The organism is Exiguobacterium sp. SH5S13 (genome assembly GCF_004337085.1).
Lineage (GTDB): Bacteria > Bacillota > Bacilli > Exiguobacteriales > Exiguobacteriaceae > Exiguobacterium > Exiguobacterium aurantiacum_A.
The window spans coordinates 35,350-53,741 of sequence record NZ_SJUS01000013.1 but is presented as its reverse complement, the minus strand read 5'-3'; the positions used below and the strand labels follow the sequence as shown (position 1 = coordinate 53,741).

18 protein-coding genes are annotated in these 18,392 nt (G+C 57.6%); all 18 read right to left on the bottom strand.

Going from position 1 to position 18,392, the window contains the following annotated elements:
* Positions 1 to 12 precede the first annotated feature (12 nt).
* Positions 13 to 432, bottom strand: coding sequence for a GNAT family N-acetyltransferase (locus EVJ30_RS08435; protein ID WP_131456391.1), 420 nt, complete (start codon positions 430 to 432; stop codon positions 13 to 15).
* The gene (locus tag EVJ30_RS08430) at positions 429 to 1,370 is read right to left on the bottom strand and encodes a glycoside hydrolase family protein (protein WP_131468740.1); all 942 of its coding nucleotides are present in this window, start codon (positions 1,368 to 1,370) and stop codon (positions 429 to 431) included. The genes EVJ30_RS08435 and EVJ30_RS08430 overlap by 4 nt, the downstream gene beginning before the upstream one ends.
* Positions 1,367 to 2,362: a glycoside hydrolase family protein gene (locus tag EVJ30_RS08425; RefSeq protein WP_131468738.1), complete on the bottom strand. Its 996-nt coding sequence runs from the start codon at positions 2,360 to 2,362 to the stop codon at positions 1,367 to 1,369. Before EVJ30_RS08425 ends, EVJ30_RS08430 begins: the two co-directional genes overlap by 4 nt.
* 6 nt (positions 2,363 to 2,368) lie before the next feature.
* Positions 2,369 to 3,418 (bottom strand): dTDP-glucose 4,6-dehydratase, encoded by a 1,050-nt coding sequence (rfbB, locus tag EVJ30_RS08420; RefSeq protein ID WP_131468736.1) that lies wholly within the window; start codon positions 3,416 to 3,418, stop codon positions 2,369 to 2,371.
* Positions 3,321 to 4,295, bottom strand: a complete 975-nt coding sequence (gene rfbA, locus EVJ30_RS08415; RefSeq protein WP_070328455.1) for a glucose-1-phosphate thymidylyltransferase RfbA — start codon at positions 4,293 to 4,295, stop codon at positions 3,321 to 3,323. The genes rfbB and rfbA overlap by 98 nt, the downstream gene beginning before the upstream one ends.
* On the bottom strand, positions 4,292 to 5,413 hold the full coding sequence (locus EVJ30_RS08410; RefSeq protein WP_131456383.1) for a DegT/DnrJ/EryC1/StrS family aminotransferase: 1,122 nt from the start codon (positions 5,411 to 5,413) through the stop codon (positions 4,292 to 4,294). The genes rfbA and EVJ30_RS08410 overlap by 4 nt, the downstream gene beginning before the upstream one ends.
* A gap of 23 nt (positions 5,414 to 5,436) precedes the next feature.
* Positions 5,437 to 6,135 (bottom strand): WbqC family protein, encoded by a 699-nt coding sequence (locus tag EVJ30_RS08405; RefSeq protein WP_236636056.1) that lies wholly within the window; start codon positions 6,133 to 6,135, stop codon positions 5,437 to 5,439.
* Positions 6,136 to 6,148: 13 nt separating this feature from the next.
* On the bottom strand, positions 6,149 to 7,129 hold the full coding sequence (locus EVJ30_RS08400) for a glycosyltransferase family 2 protein (protein WP_131468734.1): 981 nt from the start codon (positions 7,127 to 7,129) through the stop codon (positions 6,149 to 6,151).
* 12 nt (positions 7,130 to 7,141) lie between these two features.
* A complete protein-coding gene (locus EVJ30_RS08395; protein ID WP_131468732.1) occupies positions 7,142 to 8,257 on the bottom strand; it encodes a polysaccharide biosynthesis C-terminal domain-containing protein in 1,116 nt (371 codons plus the stop codon).
* On the bottom strand, positions 8,221 to 9,480 hold the full coding sequence (locus EVJ30_RS08390) for an ATP-grasp domain-containing protein (protein WP_131468728.1): 1,260 nt from the start codon (positions 9,478 to 9,480) through the stop codon (positions 8,221 to 8,223). The genes EVJ30_RS08395 and EVJ30_RS08390 overlap by 37 nt, the downstream gene beginning before the upstream one ends.
* 20 nt (positions 9,481 to 9,500) lie before the next feature.
* Complete coding sequence (locus EVJ30_RS08385) at positions 9,501 to 10,631, bottom strand: glycosyltransferase family 4 protein (protein WP_131468725.1); 1,131 nt, start codon at positions 10,629 to 10,631, stop codon at positions 9,501 to 9,503.
* A 10-nt stretch (positions 10,632 to 10,641) separates the two neighbouring features.
* Positions 10,642 to 11,685: a polysaccharide biosynthesis protein gene (locus tag EVJ30_RS08380; protein WP_131438962.1), complete on the bottom strand. Its 1,044-nt coding sequence runs from the start codon at positions 11,683 to 11,685 to the stop codon at positions 10,642 to 10,644.
* Between the two features lie 108 nt (positions 11,686 to 11,793).
* Positions 11,794 to 12,435 (bottom strand): sugar transferase, encoded by a 642-nt coding sequence (locus tag EVJ30_RS08375; RefSeq protein WP_131468723.1) that lies wholly within the window; start codon positions 12,433 to 12,435, stop codon positions 11,794 to 11,796.
* Between the two features lie 3 nt (positions 12,436 to 12,438).
* Positions 12,439 to 13,590 carry a non-hydrolyzing UDP-N-acetylglucosamine 2-epimerase gene (gene wecB / locus EVJ30_RS08370; RefSeq protein ID WP_131468721.1) on the bottom strand — a complete coding sequence of 384 codons (1,152 nt, stop codon included), beginning with the start codon at positions 13,588 to 13,590 and terminating at the stop codon, positions 12,439 to 12,441.
* Positions 13,591 to 13,601: 11 nt separating this feature from the next.
* Positions 13,602 to 15,164, bottom strand: a complete 1,563-nt coding sequence (locus EVJ30_RS08365) for an oligosaccharide flippase family protein (protein ID WP_131456370.1) — start codon at positions 15,162 to 15,164, stop codon at positions 13,602 to 13,604.
* Between the two features lie 19 nt (positions 15,165 to 15,183).
* Complete coding sequence (locus EVJ30_RS08360) at positions 15,184 to 16,233, bottom strand: EpsG family protein (protein ID WP_131468719.1); 1,050 nt, start codon at positions 16,231 to 16,233, stop codon at positions 15,184 to 15,186.
* A 15-nt stretch (positions 16,234 to 16,248) separates the two neighbouring features.
* Positions 16,249 to 17,175 (bottom strand): glycosyltransferase family 2 protein, encoded by a 927-nt coding sequence (locus EVJ30_RS08355; protein WP_131468717.1) that lies wholly within the window; start codon positions 17,173 to 17,175, stop codon positions 16,249 to 16,251.
* Positions 17,172 to 18,389: a glycosyltransferase gene (locus EVJ30_RS08350; RefSeq protein ID WP_201739070.1), complete on the bottom strand. Its 1,218-nt coding sequence runs from the start codon at positions 18,387 to 18,389 to the stop codon at positions 17,172 to 17,174. Before EVJ30_RS08350 ends, EVJ30_RS08355 begins: the two co-directional genes overlap by 4 nt.
* Positions 18,390 to 18,392 lie beyond the last annotated feature (3 nt).

Sequence of the window (18,392 nt, the reverse complement as noted above, 5' to 3'; positions counted from 1 at the left end):
TAATCAGAACCTTCACGCTTCGCGCTCCATAATCACATCGTTCCCCGCTTGTCCCGTCCCGACGAAGCCATGCTTTCTGTAAAATGAAATGGCGTGCTCATTCGTCTTCTCGACGTGAAGCCGGATCAACTGCTTATGTTGCTGCGCCGCTTCATCGAACAGTCTGACCAACAAGTCATGCCCGCTCCCTTTCGGCGCCTCCGGCAAGACACATATATGGCTGATGAAGGCGACGTCCGTATCAAAGTAGGCTGCGAGGAGGCCGATCAACCGGTCGTCGTCCCACAGTTCGAACGATGTCGCCCGGTCATGCAGCTTGCGCGCATATTCGTGCAAGTCGATCCTCTCCGACAGTGCCGTCGGGAACAAGGCATCACACGCCTCGAGGTGGGCCTCGTAGTCGGCGACCGACCCGCGGCCGAGCGTGATCATACGTCCTCCAAGACGGCGACACCGAAGCCGTCGCGTCCGAAGGCGTTGCCGTTATACAGCAAATACTGCCGCCCGTTCATCTCGAACACGTGCGGGTAACATTCCATTGCTGAATCCCACCCCGAGTCGCTCCGTTCAAAACCGAGCGAGGCGTCGTCGCGCGTCCACTGCATGAGGTCGTCGGAATAAGCGTAACCGAGCCGGTAGCCGCGCGTCGGGTCGTCCCGGAAGCCGAACGTGTCACGGAAACAGAACACCATGTGATAGCGGCCACCCGCCTCGAACACGGTGGGGAGCGCCTGGCTCTCGTCTTGAATCACATCGGCGACGATACGGCCGTGCCGGGTGAACGTGCGCCCGTCCTCGGACGTCGCGAGCGCGATCTTGTACGTCCGTTCGGCGACGCCGTCCGGGCCCGTCTTCCACGTCGTACCGTAAATATAGTACATATACAGCTTGTCTTTCGTGAAGACGAACGGGTCCCCGACGAGGAACGGCTCATCGACACTCGCCGATAGCACCGGCCCGTCACCGAGCCGCTCGAACGTATGCCCGTCGTCATGACTGATCGACAGGCCGATCCCCGTCTCGACCGACACCGACTCGCGTCGGCTCCAGCCGCTCGTATATCCGTACAGGCCCGCGTCCGTCCGCGTGACGTGGAACGGGAAGATGCCGTGCTCATCGAACGTGCCCAGTTTTCCGAGCGGGATGACCGGGTCGTGCGATACGGCGATCACTTCGAACGACGGTGTCATATCGACGTAACGGATATGGCTCTTGAACGTCCCGTCCGCATCCGGCTCCCGGGTCGAGAAGTAGATGCGGACGAAGTCGTCGAAGACGAGTGCTTGCGGTGATTGAGCGAACGCAGAATAGTCCCCGAAAAAGCCGTGCGGCTTGGGATCGAAAATATGCCCGAGTTTCCGCCACTTCATGTCGTTTCCTCCTTCCGCTCGGCGATGCCGAAACCGGCCCGTCCGACCTCGTTGCCGAGATAGAGCAGATAACGCTTCCCGCCGACGACGAACGTGTGTGGATAAGCGACCATCTCGTCGTCAAACCCGACGTCTGAGCGGGTGAAGCGCATGACGTCATCGTCGCGCGTCCAGTTCAACAAGTCCGGCGACGACGCATAGCCGAGCCGATACGTCCGTTCGGGATTCTTCCGGTAATCGGTCGCGTCGCGATAACAGAAGAACATATGGTACGACCCGTTCTCATAAAACACGTCCGGGCTCGCCTGTGCCTCGTCCGGGACGATGCTCTCGATCAAGTCGCGCTCTTGTTTCACCCAGTTCACGCCGTCGGCTGACGTGGCGAGACGGATCTTGTACACCGGTTCCGGTTTACCTTCGTGCATGAGCCACTCCCGGCCCGCGATGTAAAACAAGTACCACGTGTCTCCAAAGCGCCGGATTTTCGGCCCGCTCAAGACGAACGGTTCATCGAGCGTATACGACAAAACCGGTCCCGGTCCGATCCGCTCGAACGTCTTGCCACCGTCCCGACTCACTGCTTTGCCGATAGTGACGTTGAACGGGACCGACGTACAACGTGTCCAGCCGCCGTAGTAGGCGTGTACCTCGTCCCCGACGTCGATTGCCGAGAACGGATAGATGCCGAACTCGTCGAACGTGCCCCGCTCCCCGAGCGAAAGCGCTGGCTGTTCACTCACGCGCAAAATCGAGAAGTCTCGTTTATCGACGTCGACGTAAGCGCTATAGCTGACGTAGCGGCCATCGATCGGTTTCGGCCGGCAACTGAAATAGATGCGCAAATACGTATCGCGCTCGAGCACGGACGGCGCCTGTGCGAATGCATCCATCCAATCGATGTCGGTATCTCGTTCCGGACTGAACAGCAAGCGCCGGTTCGTCCATTCGTACGTCGTGTTCGTCGTGTTCGTCGTCTTCGTCGTCTCAGCCATTCCCCGTCACCCTTTCGCGTACATCTTGTCGTAGTAGTGTGCATAATCCCCGGAAACGATGTGGTCGACCCAGTCAGGATGCGTGACGTACCAGTCGACCGTCTCCCGCAAGCCTTGGTCGAACGTGTAGGCCGGACGCCATCCGAGCTCGGTCGTGATCTTCGTGTTGTCGATCGCGTAGCGGCGGTCATGCCCGGGACGATCGGCGACGAATGTGATCTGGGAGTCATCTTTACCGAGCAGTTCTAAAATTAAGCGGACGATCGTCACGTTCGCTTGTTCATTGTTGCCGCCGATGTTATACACGTCGCCGTCGCGTCCGCGCTCAGCGACCGTCCAAATCGCCACGCAATGGTCTTTGACGTGGAGCCAGTCACGGATCTGTTGACCGTCACCGTACACCGGGAGCGTCTCCCCGCGCTCGGCGCGTTGGATCATGAGCGGGATCAGCTTCTCAGGGAATTGGTATGGCCCGTAATTGTTGCTGCAACGCGTAATATTGACCGGGAGGCCGTACGTCTCGTGATAGGCCCGGACGATGAAGTCGGAGCTCGCTTTCGAGGCCGAGTACGGACTGTTCGGGGCGAGCGGGGTCGTCTCGGTGAAGAACCCGTCTGGCCCGAGCGTCCCGTACACCTCGTCGGTCGAGACGTGGACGAATTTGACGCCTTCCGAATAGTCACGTGAGTGTTTATCGTCAGGACGTAAATTCCAGTGCCGCTTCGCCGCGTCTAACAGTACTTGTGTCCCGAGTACGTTCGTCGTCAAGAACACGTCCGGTTCGACGATGCTCCGGTCGACGTGCGACTCGGCCGCGAAGTGGATGACGCGCGTCACGTCATACGTCGCAAACACGCGTTCGACCGTCTCGCGGTCCCGGATGTCACCTTTGACGAACACGTAACGCGGGTCGTCGATGTCTTGTAGCGTCTCGAGGTTACCGGCGTACGTGAGCGCGTCAAGGTTGACGATACGCCACTGCTCGTTTTCCAGAAGCATCTTTATGAAGTTTGATCCGATGAACCCGGCTCCGCCAGTTACGAGTAAAGTCTTCATGCTCGACACGCTCCTCTTCAAGAAGTGATAGGATATACTGCCCGTAATCCGTCATCTTTAACGTTTGGCCGATATCGCGGAGCTCGGTCGACGTGATGAACCCGCGGCGCCAGGCGATCTCCTCGAGACAGGCGATATAGTAACCTTGCCGCTCCTGCACCGTCTGGACGAACACCGACGCCTTGATCATCCCTTCCGGCGTCCCCGTATCGAGCCACGCCATCCCGCGTCGGAACAAGACGACGTTCAAATCACCGGCCTCGAGGTACATCTGGTTGATCGATGTGATCTCGAGCTCGCCGCGCGGGGACGGCTGGACTTGTTTGGCGTACTCGACGACACGGTTGTCATAGAAGTAGAGACCAGGCACGGCATAGTTCGACTTCGGCTGCGCCGGTTTCTCTTCGATCGAGATGACGCGGCGATTATCATCGAACTCGACGACACCGAACGCGCGTGGGTCCTTGACCGGATATCCGAACACGGTCGCCCCCGTCTCGCGTTGTTTCGCGTCACGTAAGAATTGCGTCAAATCCTGTCCATAAAAGACGTTATCACCGAGGATGAGGCAGACCGAGTCGTCGCCGATGAAGTCCGCACCGAGGATGAAGGCGTCGGCGAGACCGACCGGTTTGTCTTGCACTTTATACGTGATCGACAACCCGAGCTGATGTCCATCCCCGAACAACCGCTCATAGCCATTGATGTCTTTCGGTGTCGAGATGAGCAGAATGTCTTGGATCCCAGCGAGCATCAAGACCGACATCGGATAGTAGATGAGCGGCTTGTCGTAAATCGGGAGCAACTGTTTCGAGACGGCTTTCGTCATCGGATAGAGCCGTGTCCCATTACCGCCTGCTAAAATGATTCCTTTCATGTCCGGTTCCCTCCTTCAATAATCAAGTCGCAAATCCGGTCGACCATCTCGAGCGTCATGTCCGGATAGAGCGGCAGCGTCAAGATGCGGTCTGATACATATTTCGCGTTCGGCATGTGGGCGTCGAACGCGTAACAACTAAAATCGGTGACGAGCGGATAAAAGTACTTCCGGGCGAAGATGCCGTGCTCGGCGAGCCAAGCCATCATCTCGTCGCGGTGGCGCCGGTCACCTTTGAACAGCACCGGGTAGTAGGCGTAGTTCGAGACGGTGTCGTCGCCTCGGCGGTTCAAGCGAATCGTCGGGATTCCCCTGAGCCGTTCATCATAGCGTTCGACGATGGCGCGCCGTTTCATGACGTCGTGCTCGAACCGCGGCAAGTTACAGCGCCCCATCGCCGCCTGGAACTCGTTCATCTTGGCGTTGCCCCCGACCGATTCGACCGCTTCGGGTCCGGTGATGCCAAAGTTGACGGCCTGTTCGATGGCGGCGTGAAAACTCGCCTCATTGTAGGCGAGCGCACCGCCCTCGATCGTATGGAATACTTTCGTCGCATGGAAACTGAACATGCTCATGTCTCCATATGTGGCGATGCTCCGTCCTTGATACGTGACCCCGAACGCATGGGCCGCATCGTACAGCACTTTCAACCCGTGCCGTTTGGCGATGCGGTCAATCTCGTCGACGTGGCAAACGTTGCCGTACACGTGCACCGGAAGGATGGCCGACGTCTTGTCGGTGATGAGCGACTCGAGCTGCGAGACATCTAGCGTATAGTCGAGCGGATTGATGTCACAAAAGACCGGTGTCAGTCCTTTTCGGACGAGCGCATGCGTCGTCGAGGCGAACGTGAACGGTGTCGTGATGACCTCGCCCGAGAGGCCGAGGACGTCGATCGCCGTCTCGAGCGCCAAATGTCCGTTCGTCAGGAGCGAGACGTGCTCTGTACCGAGCACTTCCGTCAATTCTTCTTCGAGTGCGCGGACGTGTTCGCCGCGATTGCTGAGCCAGCGGCTGTCCCAGAGCGGCCGGATCATCTCGACGTACGCCTCGAACTCAGGCATCGCCGGACGTGTCACGGGGATCGGCGGCGACAGATCGTGTTTCGGTAAGTTCATCTAGTCCCTCTCCTTCTATTAAGTCAAGTTAGCGTGTAGGCGTTCAGCAGCTCGCGGACTTTCGGTTTCGAGTTGAACATGAGCACATCGATGATCGACAAGTTCGGTGTGAACGGTTCATTGAATTGCCGGTATGTGACCGGGTCCATCTTAATGAAGTCGAGCGCGACCCCGGCTTCGGCGAACATCGCTTTATCGTATAAGGCCGTGCCCCCGATCGCGTTGATGTAATGGTCCGCATCTAAATGTTCACAGATGGATAAAACGAGATGCTCACATTTCGCATTTTTGTTGTTCGTGAGCTCCGACGAATAGAGGATTGATGTGTCGAGTCCGACATAGTCACGCACCTCACTCAAGAGACGCCCTAAGTACGCGGCGACGTTCCGCTCCTCGTCTTTCATGATCCGCTCGACCATCGGCATGACGTCCGCAAAGTGTGGCGCGTGCTGATAGGCGTGACGGATGAGACGTAACTGGGAGTGCCGCTGCTTCGAATCAAGCACACGGTCATGCTCATTGATCAAACGCAATTGGGACATGTGCTCGACCGGCATTAAAATCGGCTTCGTTTTACCCTCGAGCAGGATCGTGTTGCGATGGATCCAGCCCCCTTTAATGAACTGGACATCGTCAAGGATGACGAACGTGTCGACCGCGGCCATGAGTTGGAAGTAGCCGAGGTATGGAAAATAGTAAGGTTGCATGATTGCCAGTTTCAAGTTTACGACCCCCTTATATCAGTTGCCGCGACCGAAGCCGAATCAACAGTTCGGTGACGATCGGATGCCGCACCATCAAGTAAGGACGAATCCGCTCTTTCCCGACGAAACGGTCAAGGTAGCGATCGTATCGTGGTGACTTTAAAGCGGCATAGTCTCGTCTCAGCCGGTGCAGCCCGACCTCGAACGAGATGCGAGAAAGTTCCATCTCCTGCTGATACTGTCCGTTTGAATACGCATCGAACGTATCGATAAAGCGGATGAACGCCTCGTGACGCGCGATATCCCGCTCGAGGTTCCCTTCGTTCCAGATCGTCGTCGCCGATCCTGCGACGCCATATCGATAGACGCTCATCACCTCGGGCATATAGTAGGCGTAGCCATGACTCGCGACGTACAGTTTCATCGCCCCGTCTTTTGCCGGCGCATCGCTCAACCAGTCCGGCCCGTCCAGGATCAGCCCGTTTCGGTACAACATCGACATCGTCGGGATGAACCCGAGCAGTTGCAGCTCACCGGCGTTGTACGTCCGTGCTTCAAACGACGCATACTTCCGGTTCTCAGGCATCCATGGAATGACGCGCCAATCCGTATGCAACGTGTCGTCCGTCTCGACGTAGGCGTCGTGGAAGCAAAGCGTGCAGTCGGGATTTGCTTCCATGTAGTCGACTTGCTTTTGCAGCTTGTGCGGGTCGGTCCAGTAGTCGTCACCGTCACAGAGGGCGACGTATTTGCCGCGGGCCCGCTCTTCGTTCAACAAGTTGACGAACACGCCTTTTGAGTACTGGTTCTCCGTCTGATAAATGACCCGGATCTTGTCGGGGTGAAGACGTTCGTAACTTCGGACGATCTCGGCCGTCCGGTCCGTCGACGCATCCTCATGAATGAGGATCTCGAAGTCGAAATCCGTCTCCTGCATGAGGAATCCTTCGATCGTCTGACCGATATACGCCTCATGGTTATAGGTGATGCAGTTGATACTGACCATGATCATCGCGTTTCCTCCTCACAGCACTTCGGTTTCAGCTCGGGCGACGGTGCCTGAGTACGTGTCGGGCTGGCCCGGGTCGAACGGTTCGTTCACCCACATGATGGTGACGAGGTCGGTCGTGCCGACGTTCTCGATATTGTGGACGTATCCAGGCGGGATCTCGACGACTTCGAGCGTTTCCCCGCTCACATGGAACGTCATGACTTCCGTGTCGTCGACCAACCGGAGCCGGATGACACCTTCTCCGCTGACGACGAGGAATTGCTCATGCTTTGTGTCGTGCCAATGTTCCCCTTTTTTGATGCCGGGCTTGGCGACGTTGACGGACACTTGCCCCCGGTCCGGCGTCTTCAAGAACTCGGTGAACGAGCCGCGCGCGTCGCGGTGCATCAGGAGCGGAGTCACCATCCGCTCTCTCGGCAAGTAACTCGTGTACGTGCTATACAGCTGTTTCGTGAACGCGTCCGACAAGTCCGGCACGCTGTGCGCCGCCCGCATCGTCTCGAACGCCTCGAGCGTACGGACGACGTCGAGCAGGGAGATCTCATGCGACGGAACCGTCGGATAGAGCGCGACGTCCGTCGTCAACGTGTCAAGAAACGAGGCGACGACATCATCGACGTGGGCGAGCGTGAGCAACCGCTCAGGGTCGTTCACCGTGACCGTCTCGCCGCGCGAGATCTGATGACAGAACGTCGTGACGGCGCTGTTATAAAACGGGCGCCCCCACTTCCCGAACACGTTCGGCAAGCGGAACAAGTGGACCCGTGTCCCAGAGCGTTCGCTGTAGACGACGAGCACGTTTTCCGCGTCACGCTTGCTGCGGCCGTAGTCGTTGTCTTGCGTCGCCTGGATCGACGAGGCGAACACAATCGGGACCGGGTTGTATGACAACAGCTCCGTCGCGATGACCTCGGTCAAATCGACGTTACCGGTGATGAATTCGTGCGGGTCTTCCGGCCTGTTGACGCCGGCGAGATGGAAGACGAAGTCGGCCGCTCGGAGCATCCGGCTCCGTTCAGCGAAGTGTGTCTCCCGCGTGACTTTAAGGACGTTGTGCCCATCCTGTTCAAGTGCGTGCGTGAGGTGTTTTCCTAAAAAGCCGCTTGCTCCGGTGACGACGATATCCATGACAATCCCTCCTTCTGTTGAGTAGCCGGCGTGACGTGAAGCGTCACCCATTTGTCCGGATGATCGAGCAAGCGGAGCATCGTCGGCACGTCTTCAAACCGAAGGATGAGACTGCCGAGTGCTTTGTTCGCCCCTTCGAAGCGCGGGATATCCGAACCGATCGCGTAGGCCAAATTCGATTTGACGATCGTGTACCCTTTGGATGCGAACGTGAGTCCGATAAAACGGCCTGGTACTTGGCTGCCGAGCATGAAGTAACTCGACGGCGTCGTGACACGTTTCATTTCCAGTTCGACCGGTCGTCCGAGCGCGAGGTCGATCGTCGCGCTCACCATGTCGACGCCGGTCGCCTGTTCGATGATCTGCGGGATATAGTTGCCGCCGTTACGGGGGCCGATGTCCATCAAGTAGACGGCACCTTTACTGACGAAAATGTCGAAGTTGAGCGGACCGTTCTTCAGCCCGACTTTCGTGATCATGCGTTGAAGCGTGGCGTGGACTTTCGCTTGGACGCGGTCCGGTTGGACGCTCGGGAAGCTCGCAGCGATGGGCGCGAACGGGTTGACGCCTTTCACGTTGAAATGGCTGTTACCGAAACAACGAAAGACGAGTTTCCCGTCGACGACGAACCCGTCTCCGGCGACTTGATAGCCGTCACGTTTGACGAACTGTTCGACGACGATTTCCCCGCCCGGTGACACCTTGAAGGCGGCGGCTAGCTTTTCGCGAATCCTCCTGGGCGTATCCGACGAGGTGATGCGGCTAATCCCTTTGCTCCCCGACGAGTCGGCTGGTTTGACGACGTACGTCCCACGCAGCGTCGACAGTGCCAAAACGGCCGTTTCGAATTCGGTGAAGGCGTATGCCTCAGGTGTCGGGAAGCCGTTCGCTTTCAAGAAGGCGCGGAACTTGACTTTATTCGTCAACGTCTCGACCGTCTGGAACGGGTTCGTGACGAGCCCGAGCGCTTCGCCGACGTAAGCCGCAGTGCGAGCGGCCGGGTCTGACGCGTAAGCGATGATCCCGTCAATCTGTTCCTCGCGTGCCACTTCGAGCACGCGTTCGCGGTCGAGTGTACTGACGCAGTAATAACGGTCAGCGACGTTTCGCCCCGGATTGTCCGGCAAGAAATCGCACAGGATCGTGAAGATCCCTTTCTCTTTCGCCTTTAAAATGACGGGCGTTTGATGCATCGCTCCTCCTAACAGCATGAGCTTCACCATGTCGTTGGTCTCCTTTGGCGTCAAATGATGTGAGCTTGCGTGAACAGTTGGCGATACGTCGCCGCGGTCGCACGGTTGCGACGATTCTCGACGCTTTGTTTTGACAGGGCGCCATGCGTCGCGAGCCGTTCCGGTGCTTCCAGGTAGTTCCGGAGTGACGCCTCGAGCGACGTAGCGGTCGGCTCACATTTGAAACAGTTCTCCCCTTCCGTCAAATGCCCCGAGACGTTGTCGACTTGACGGCTGACGATGACGCCCATCCCGGACGCGCACGCCTCGATGATCGTCAAGTTGCCGTTCGAATAGGTCGCCGGCAAGACTAAGATGTCCGAGTCACGATAGACGAGATGCATATTGTCCCAGGCGTCGATTTCATCCAAGAACGTCACGCCTTCGAGGTCATGCTCCTTGATGTAGTCACGACACGCCTCGTACAAGTGTCCGTCCCGGTTCAACGCGAGCGACAGGTTCGGATAGTCTCGTTTCAAGGCCCGGTAAGCTTCTAGGGCGACGAGCGGTTGGTAGCGGTCGATGAGCCGGTTCGCGAACAAGATCCGGACCGGGTCACCTCGGCGCTTCACACGGAGCGGATGGTCGAAATAGGCGTCAATATCGATCGGGTACGGGGCGTTGACGACTTGTTCTTCCATGAATCCGAACTCGCGGACGAATTGGTCGCGGGCGACCTGCCCCATTCCGAAGATCAGGTCGGCGTCACGGAACATCGTGTGGATGATCCGCGTCTTCCATTTCGCGTTCGCTTGTTCGAGCAGCTTGTCCGAGGCGTTATCCTCACCCGACACGTCGCGGATCGGTTCGCTCAAGACGACGACTTTGCTGCCTTTCCGTTTCGCGAGCTTCAAGATGAGCGAGTGCAGCGGTGTGAAGCCGGCGACGAGAATGATGTCCGGTTTGAAGCGGGCAAGTTCTTGGAACACTTGGAGTGACACATAGTTCAATGGTCCGGCGAAGTAGTTGCTTTTGAGCACTTTACAGCGGTCGCCGAGCGGGACTTTCCACCAGTCGGGACGTCGGGCGGTCAATTGGTCATAAAACCAAAACTCGGTATCGAAATGTTCTTGGAGCGCGTAGCAGAATTTGACTTGATACGGGGCGGCGATGTTCGTGATGAAGACGAGTCGTTGTTTCATCAGATTCACCTCACCCGATCCGCTTCGTCGAGCTCGGCACGTGCCAAGCTGCGAGTTCTGCTTGAATGTAGGGCAGCGTCAACAGCAGCCGTTTCACGTCTTCGACGCCGAGCTGTTCGGTGTTGTTCGAGTTGTACTCGCCTTGGACCGTCAGCTCCCTGCTGCCTTCACTGAAATATTTGTCGTAGTTGAGGTCACGGTTGTCAGCCGGGACACGGAAGAAACCGCCCATATCTTCAGCGAGGACATGTTCTTCACGTGTCATGAGCGTCTCGAACGTCTTCTCGCCGTGCCGGGTGCCGATGACTTTGACCGGATTGTCGACTTGGAACAATTGTTTGAGCGCCTCGGCGAGGTCACCAATCGTCGAAGCCGGTGATTTTTGGACCATGATGTCGCCCGCGTGCGCATAATTGAAGGCGAAGACGACGAGCTCGACCGCGTCACTGAGACTCATCAAGAACCGGGTCATGAGCGGGTCGGTCACGGTGAGCGGTTCCCCGTTTTTGATCTGTTCGACGAAGAGCGGGATGACCGATCCGCGGGACGCCATGACGTTACCGTAACGGGTGCCGCAGATGAGCGTCTTGTCCGGACCGACGGCGCGTGCCTTGGCGACGAACACTTTTTCCATCATCGCTTTCGAGATGCCCATCGCGTTGATCGGATAGGCCGCCTTGTCGGTCGACAGGCAGATCACTTTGGCGACACCGGCATCGACGGCAGCGTTCAAGACGTTCTCGGTGCCGAGGATGTTCGTCTTGACGGCTTCGATCGGGAAAAATTCGCACGATGGGACTTGTTTGAGCGCCGCGGCGTGGAACACGTAATCGACGCCGTACATCGCGTTCTTGACGCTATTCGAATCGCGCACGTCACCGATGTAAAATTTCAGTTTGTCATCGTTGTAGCGTTTGCGGATGTCTTCTTGTTTTTTCTCGTCACGTGAGAAGATACGGATCTCTTTAATGTCCGTATGGAGAAACCGTTCCATGACGGCGTTGCCGAACGAGCCGGTCCCGCCGGTGATGAGCAAAGTCTTATTCGAAAACATGATCGAGTCTCCTTTCTGAGGTGCATTGTCTGAGAGGTCAGGAGGTTGTGTATGAAGTCTTTTACCCGCCAAATTTGAAATGAATTGGTAATAGAAGGGAAACTCCTATCATTTTTTCGCAACATGTGTCATCTCTTTTTCTTTCAACGGGACGGTCGGCGGTTCGACCTGCCCTTCGATGATGCCTTTACGCAGGAGGACGTTTCGGACCGTCAACAAGATACAGACGAGGTCGAGACGGTGACCCATGTGCCGGACGTAATCCCCGTCAAACTTCGCCTTCACCTCGATCGGGAGCTCATCGCGTCCTTTCACTTGCGCCCAACCGGTCAGGCCTGGTTTGACCGGGGCGACGCCTTCCGCGCGTCTCGCCTCGATCAAGTCGGTCTGATTCCACAGCGCCGGCCGCGGACCGACGAGCGCCATGTCGCCTTTTAAAATGTTGACGAGTTGCGGAAGTTCGTCGAGGCTCGTCTTCCTGAGGACGCTACCGATCGGCGTGATGTGTTTCGTCGGGTCGGCGAACATGTGGGTCGGCACGTCTTTCGGCGTGTCGTCCCGCATCGTCCGGAACTTATAGATCCAAAACAACGTCTCGTCCTGACCGACGCGCTGCTGTTTGAACAGGACCGGTCCTTTCGAGTCGAGTTTGATCAAAATCGCGAGCAACACGAGCAACGGTGCGAGCAAAAATAGTGCGAGCGAACTCAAGACGATGTCGAGTTTCCGCTTTTGATTCAAATAGCGCATCCCTCACACCTCCCTCTTGAGCGGACTCCCCGGCGTCTGTTTCCACACTTCACGCATCACATAATCCGTGTACGACAACAAGATGCGGAGCACTTTATCGGACACGTTCGGCATCGCGTAGTCGGAAACGAGTCGCATCGGCGTATCCGTCTCCTCTAACACGCGGAGCGCCTGGAGGACGCGGTCGCGTTTCAAGCCGACCATCATCGCCGCCCCTTCTTCCATCGCCTCGGGCCGCTCGTGCGCTTGGCGGATGTTTAAGCCTTTCAGCCCGAGGATCGAACTCTCCTCGCTGATCGTCCCGCTGTCACTGAGCACCGCTTTCGCATGAAGTTGCAAGTGGACGTAGTCGCTGAACCCGAGCGGCTTGAGCGTGCGGATATTCGGGTGCAGCGTCACCCCGGTCTCGCGAATCCGGTTGGCGGTGCGCGGGTGCGTGCTGATGATGAGCGGGAGGTCGTACGTCTCGGCGATCGCATTCAACGTGTCGACGAGATCGAAGAAGTTCTCATCCGCACTAATGTTCTCGTCCCGATGCGCGGAGACGACGAAGTAGCCGCCTGCCGTCAGACCGAGCCGGTCGAGCACGTCCGAGCGGTCGATTTTGTCTCGCTGGCGCGTGAGCACCTCGAACATCGGACTGCCCGTCTTGATGACGCGGTCGGACGGGAGCCCTTCTTTTAGAAGATACTCGCGGGCGATGTCGCTGTACGTCAAATTGACATCGGCGATATGGTCGACGATGCGGCGGTTCGTCTCTTCCGGCACCCGTTCGTCAAAACAGCGGTTCCCTGCCTCCATGTGGAAGATTGGGATTTTATGGCGTTTGACGGCGATGGCGGCGAGGCAGCTGTTCGTATCGCCGAGAATGAGGACGGCGTCCGGTCGTTCCGCCTTGAGCACCGGATCGACCGCGATCAAGATGTTGCCGATCGTCGCCATCGGCCCGTCCGCGGAGGCGTCGAGAATGTAGTCCGGTGTGCGCAGACCGAAGTCTTCGAAAAAGATCTCATTCAACTCGTAGTCGTAGTTTTGTCCGGTGTGGACGAGGATGTGTTCGATCGCCTCCGACGCCTCGAGCTTGGCGATGACGGCCGAGAGACGGATGATTTCCGGGCGCGTGCCGACGATGGTCATCACTTTGAGTCGATTCATAACGTTCCCTCCTAAGAAGTATGGTGGATGGATAGGATGCGGATCTTCACTTGGGCAAACACTTGATGGACGAGTGCTTTCTCGCTGTCATCAAACGCGAGGAACCACATGATGATGCCATAGAGGACGACGAGCACGCCCCCTTTCAAGGCGAAGGTGAACAGGTTCGACGCCGGGAACAGCTGTTGGATGCCCCAGCCGATGACCGTATAGAGCGCGAGCGCCGGAAGAATCCTCACGTGGCATGACCGGAAAAATAGCCCGATGTCGAGTTTGAGGATGCGGCTGTAGACGAAGTTCATATAGAAGACGAGCCCGACGATATTGCCGATACAGATGGCGACAGCCGCCCCGATCGGTCCGTAAATCGGGATGAGGAGCGGAGATAACGTGATGCTGATACAGGCGACGATGAGTGCGCCATACGCCCGATACTTCACTTTGTTCTCGGCGATGAGCGTCGTGTTGCCGATGTCTTGTGTCAATGTGATGAGGCTCGGGGCGATGAGGAGGAGCGCGACGTAATACGAATCGTGAAACGCCTCGCCGACCCAGAGCCGCATGAACTCTTGCCCGAGGACGAAGAATGACAGGACGATCAATCCGACGATATAGAGCTGGATGCGGCCGATCCGGACGAACAAGACGGCGATTCCTCCCCTGTCGTCACGCGTGAGCATCCGGCTCACTTTCGGCAAGAACAAGAAACCGAGCGCCGACGCGATCGTCCAGACGTACCCTTCGATGACCATCCCGACCGAGAACAAGGCGATCGAGGCACTTCCGGCGAGCATCCCGAGCAGGCTCGGCGTGATGTTGAGGATGAAGCGCTGGGCGACGAGCGTGACCGTGCTCCATGTCATGAAGCCGAAGATGTCTTTATAAATTCCTTTGTCGCGTTCACGGAAGTTTGCGCGGACCGTCGTCTTCCGGTGGATAAAGATGTATTCGATGATGAGCACGAGCGTGCCGACGAACGCGGTGACGAGGACGAGCGCATACAGCCCGTAGCCGAGGATGAGCGCCGTCACCATGAGGACGACGGTCGCAATCTTTTCTGTTAACTGGAGCGCGCTCGAGAACAAGAAGTACTCGTGTGAGACAAGGATGCCCGTGAACGGTTTCGCCGGGAATGACATGACGATGAACAGACCGGCGACGACGTACAGGACTTTCAACTTGTCGAGCTCGGCCGCGGTCAGCCCCGCGTATACCGAGTCGAGAAAGAAATAGACGACCGCGAGGATGACGAACAAGACGAAGCCGATGACGGTGAACAGTTTATAGGCGACGCCGAGGAAGCGTGCCGCCTTATCCTCGTCCCCTTCGGCCATGTATTTGCTCATGAACCGGGATACGGCCGCGTCGAGCCCGAAGTCCATCGCGAACATGCTGATCAGCGAGATGGTGAGCATGTAGAGCCCGTAGTTCGCTTGACCGATCTCCTGGATCATCCACGGCGTATAGATCAATCCGGACAAGATGCCGAAAAAGATTTGTGTATACGACATCGCTGCCCCGTATTTGATTTTGCGCGTGCTCGCGGCCTCATCGGGCTCGACGCGTGTCGACATGTGTTTCCACCTCTCTTCCTTACTGCCAGAAGAACGTATACACCGGTGCGTCCTGCAGGAACAACAAGACTAACAGCGTCACCGCCGCGTAATAGACGAGCAATCGTTCGCGCCGCTCGAACGTCTTGAGGATCTCCGGGATCATCAGAATCAAGAACAGCGTGAAGTACTGGACGAGCCGCATCATCGACGGGTTGATGAACGTGAGCGGCAAGAAGCATGCCGCGAGGAACAACGCGTTAAAGTAATGCGTCGCCGACGGGTTGTTCGCCAAGATCTCATCGCGCCGCCATAAGGCGACGAGCAGGACGAACAGGAGCATGGCGCTGAAGTTGATCGCACCCGCCCCATTCATGTAGTCATACGTGTCGTAGCCAGATAACGTCACCAACATCTCAAAGAACGGGCCCCGAAACACGAACAAGGCGGCGATGAAGCCGAGCATGCCGAGAATGTACGCTTTCGTCAGTTGCCGGTTCGCCAAGAAATAAAACGGCAAGAACACGAGCGCCGACTTATGGATCGTCATGGCGACGAGCACGAGGACGAGAAACAGTAGGAGCTTGCGGGCCCGGACGAAGTGATAACCGATGAGGACGACGAGCGCCGTCGCCACCGTCTGGCGTAACCCCGTCACGGCGAAAAATTCATAAAACAAGACCGAGAAGATCAAAAAGCTGATGAGCGGCTCGCTCGAATATTTATAGATGAAGTAACCGAGCGGCACCATGAAGATGACGGCGATCAAGACGAGATACAGTTGATAGTCCGAGATGACGAACTGGGTGAGCCGTTGGAACAAATAATAGCCCGGGTCCTCGCTCTCGGTGAAGACGAGGGTAAAGAAGTCCTGCGTCAGCGCGTCGAGCGGCAGCGGCTTCGTCGCGAGAAAAAGCGATCCGTATTGCGCCGTGTCGTCCCCGACCGAGATGTGACGAAATCCCGACAAGACGATCCACTGGACGGTCGCGAACGTCACGAACCAACCGCGCCTGTAAGTCGTGTCAGAACGCATGAGTAGCATCGCCCAGAGGACGAGCAGTGCGATGTTGACGAGATAGATGGTCATGAGGTCGCCTCTTTTCTAACGATAGATGAGGTTCGTGACGCCGCGATAGAGCGACAGCAAGTTCGAGATCAAAAGTCCGTTGAACCGCAGACGCCCATGTTCGAACGGACTGAAATAGTCACGCACGTCCCGGGTCGCGAGATACGCTTCACGCACCGCCGCCGCGTCTTCTTTGAACGTATGGCGCAAGATGATCGGGATGAGCGTACCCGCGTCCGGACGGCGCTCGACGTCAAGGAGTAACTGGCTGAGATAGCGGTCCGATTCGAGTTCGGCACGGTGGGCAATCTTTTTCGTCTGTTGGGCCCCGTGAATCCGGGACAGAACGAGCGGCTCATCCGTCAAATAGTAGTCAAACCCTTCAAGCGCGAACCCGATCCAACATATCCAATCTTGGATGAACCGGTCCTCCTCGGAGAAGCGACGCGCTGCGAACGCCTCGCGTGGGATGAGGAGCGCACAACCGTTCAGGCTCGACGTCAGCATCAAGTGACGGAACATATCACCCGCTTCATACAACCCGGTGAACTTGCGCTGGTAACGCCGGATCGGGGCCCCGTGTTCGTCGATGAAGCGGGTGCCGGTGACGAGGATCGTCCGCGACGGGTCGAGTCTTTCCCGCTCGAGCGTCTCGAGCTGCGCCTCGATCTTCCGCGGGGCGTACAAGTCGTCGTGGCTGAGCCAAGAGAAGAAGTCACCGCGCATCTCGTCGATCCCACGGTTGAGCGCGCTCGAGACGCCGCCGTTCACTTGCTCGATGTAACGGATCCGGTCGCCGTAGGTTTTGGCGACGGCGGCCGTCTTCCCTCCGTCGGTCGAGCCGTCGTTGACGACGATGATTTCGATGTGCGTATACGTCTGGGCCAGGGCGCTGTCGATACATTCGGCCAAATAGTTGCTCCCGTTGTACACCGGGATGATGATCGAGACGAGTGGTTTCATAGAATATTCCTCACTTTCTCGTGTCGGAGCGCCGCATAGACGTCCAAGTAGTCGATGGCGCGGTCACGGAGCGCAAAGTTCGTCCGGGCATGGGTGACGCACGCGTCTTTGTACGACCGTTTGCCGCGGGCAAAGATGCGCTCGATCCCGTAATTCAAATCGGTGAGTCCCCGTGTCGCGACGATGACACCCGTATCGTCGGTGACGAGTTCCGGGCTCGCGGTCGCGTCCAAGACGAGCACCGGCGTCCCGCACGCCATCGCCTCGACCGTGACGTTGCCGAACGACTCCTGTTCCGATAAGTTGAGGAACACGTCGGCGAGCGCGTAGTAGCGGGCGAGCTCACGGGAGTCGTTCGTCTCGTTGACGTGGATGACGTTGGCCGGGAGTTCTGTGTCGTCAAGCCGGCCGATCAAGAGAAATGCGTCGTTCGGACGTGCCGCCGCGAGGTCGAGGAAAGCACCGAGCCCTTTAGCCTCACTCCACGTGCTCGCGACACCGAGCAGCACCATCTTGTCGGCCAACTGAAGCCGTGCCCTGAGCTCGGTCGCGTCGACCGGACGAAACACGTCGAGGTCGACCCAGTTATGAATCCGGCGCAATACAGCAGCGTGTCGGAGGAATGAAAAGCGCGCCTCGGTCGTGATCCAGTCGGAGACCCCGACGACGGCGAGGCGCGGGATCGCCGTCAACCAGCGACGTTTGTCGTCGAGCATCTCACTCGTCCGGTCGAACAGCCAGCTCGGGATATCGTCCCGAAGTTGCGGGCAGTCGCCGCAACCGCGTTGCCACTTGTTGCACCCGGCCGTCGTGTAATGCGTACATTTGCCGGTGAAGAACCAGCAGTCATGGAGCGTCAAAACGGTCGGGATGTCGCGTGTGGCCAAGTATTCGAACAACGTCCTGAGATGAACGTAGTTGGCATGCAAGTTATGGAGATGGACGACGTCCGGAGCGTAGCGCTCGATGTCACGGACCAAATTCTCCGTCGCAAATCGTGAGGCGTAGCCTTGCCGTCCGGTGATGCGGGCGTGCAGCGCGTGCAGCTTCACGTCTACGGGATCGCCGATGACGTAACTCGCCTCGGTGACCGGTCCCGTCGAATGGGCGACACGTGTCTCGTGTCCGCAGTCGTGATGGACAGATGCGAGTTCTTTACAGATTCGTCCGGTGCTCTTCACGTCGTTGATCGCGTTAATATGGAGAATCTTCATCGT

What these genes read in the sequence shown, in the direction of transcription:
- EVJ30_RS08435 (WP_131456391.1), bottom strand. Translation starts at nt 432, where the DNA reads ATGATCACGCTCGGCCGCGGGTCGGTCGCCGACTACGAGGCCCACCTC.
- EVJ30_RS08430 (WP_131468740.1), bottom strand. Translation starts at nt 1,370, where the DNA reads ATGAAGTGGCGGAAACTCGGGCATATTTTCGATCCCAAGCCGCACGGC.
- EVJ30_RS08425 (WP_131468738.1), bottom strand. Translation starts at nt 2,362, where the DNA reads ATGGCTGAGACGACGAAGACGACGAACACGACGAACACGACGTACGAA.
- rfbB (WP_131468736.1), bottom strand. Translation starts at nt 3,418, where the DNA reads ATGAAGACTTTACTCGTAACTGGCGGAGCCGGGTTCATCGGATCAAAC.
- rfbA (WP_070328455.1), bottom strand. Translation starts at nt 4,295, where the DNA reads ATGAAAGGAATCATTTTAGCAGGCGGTAATGGGACACGGCTCTATCCG.
- EVJ30_RS08410 (WP_131456383.1), bottom strand. Translation starts at nt 5,413, where the DNA reads ATGAACTTACCGAAACACGATCTGTCGCCGCCGATCCCCGTGACACGT.
- EVJ30_RS08400 (WP_131468734.1), bottom strand. Translation starts at nt 7,129, where the DNA reads ATGATCATGGTCAGTATCAACTGCATCACCTATAACCATGAGGCGTAT.
- EVJ30_RS08395 (WP_131468732.1), bottom strand. Translation starts at nt 8,257, where the DNA reads ATGGATATCGTCGTCACCGGAGCAAGCGGCTTTTTAGGAAAACACCTC.
- EVJ30_RS08390 (WP_131468728.1), bottom strand. Translation starts at nt 9,480, where the DNA reads ATGGTGAAGCTCATGCTGTTAGGAGGAGCGATGCATCAAACGCCCGTC.
- EVJ30_RS08385 (WP_131468725.1), bottom strand. Translation starts at nt 10,631, where the DNA reads ATGAAACAACGACTCGTCTTCATCACGAACATCGCCGCCCCGTATCAA.
- EVJ30_RS08380 (WP_131438962.1), bottom strand. Translation starts at nt 11,685, where the DNA reads ATGTTTTCGAATAAGACTTTGCTCATCACCGGCGGGACCGGCTCGTTC.
- EVJ30_RS08375 (WP_131468723.1), bottom strand. Translation starts at nt 12,435, where the DNA reads ATGCGCTATTTGAATCAAAAGCGGAAACTCGACATCGTCTTGAGTTCG.
- wecB (WP_131468721.1), bottom strand. Translation starts at nt 13,590, where the DNA reads ATGAATCGACTCAAAGTGATGACCATCGTCGGCACGCGCCCGGAAATC.
- EVJ30_RS08365 (WP_131456370.1), bottom strand. Translation starts at nt 15,164, where the DNA reads ATGTCGACACGCGTCGAGCCCGATGAGGCCGCGAGCACGCGCAAAATC.
- EVJ30_RS08360 (WP_131468719.1), bottom strand. Translation starts at nt 16,233, where the DNA reads ATGACCATCTATCTCGTCAACATCGCACTGCTCGTCCTCTGGGCGATG.
- EVJ30_RS08355 (WP_131468717.1), bottom strand. Translation starts at nt 17,175, where the DNA reads ATGAAACCACTCGTCTCGATCATCATCCCGGTGTACAACGGGAGCAAC.
- EVJ30_RS08350 (WP_201739070.1), bottom strand. Translation starts at nt 18,389, where the DNA reads ATGAAGATTCTCCATATTAACGCGATCAACGACGTGAAGAGCACCGGA.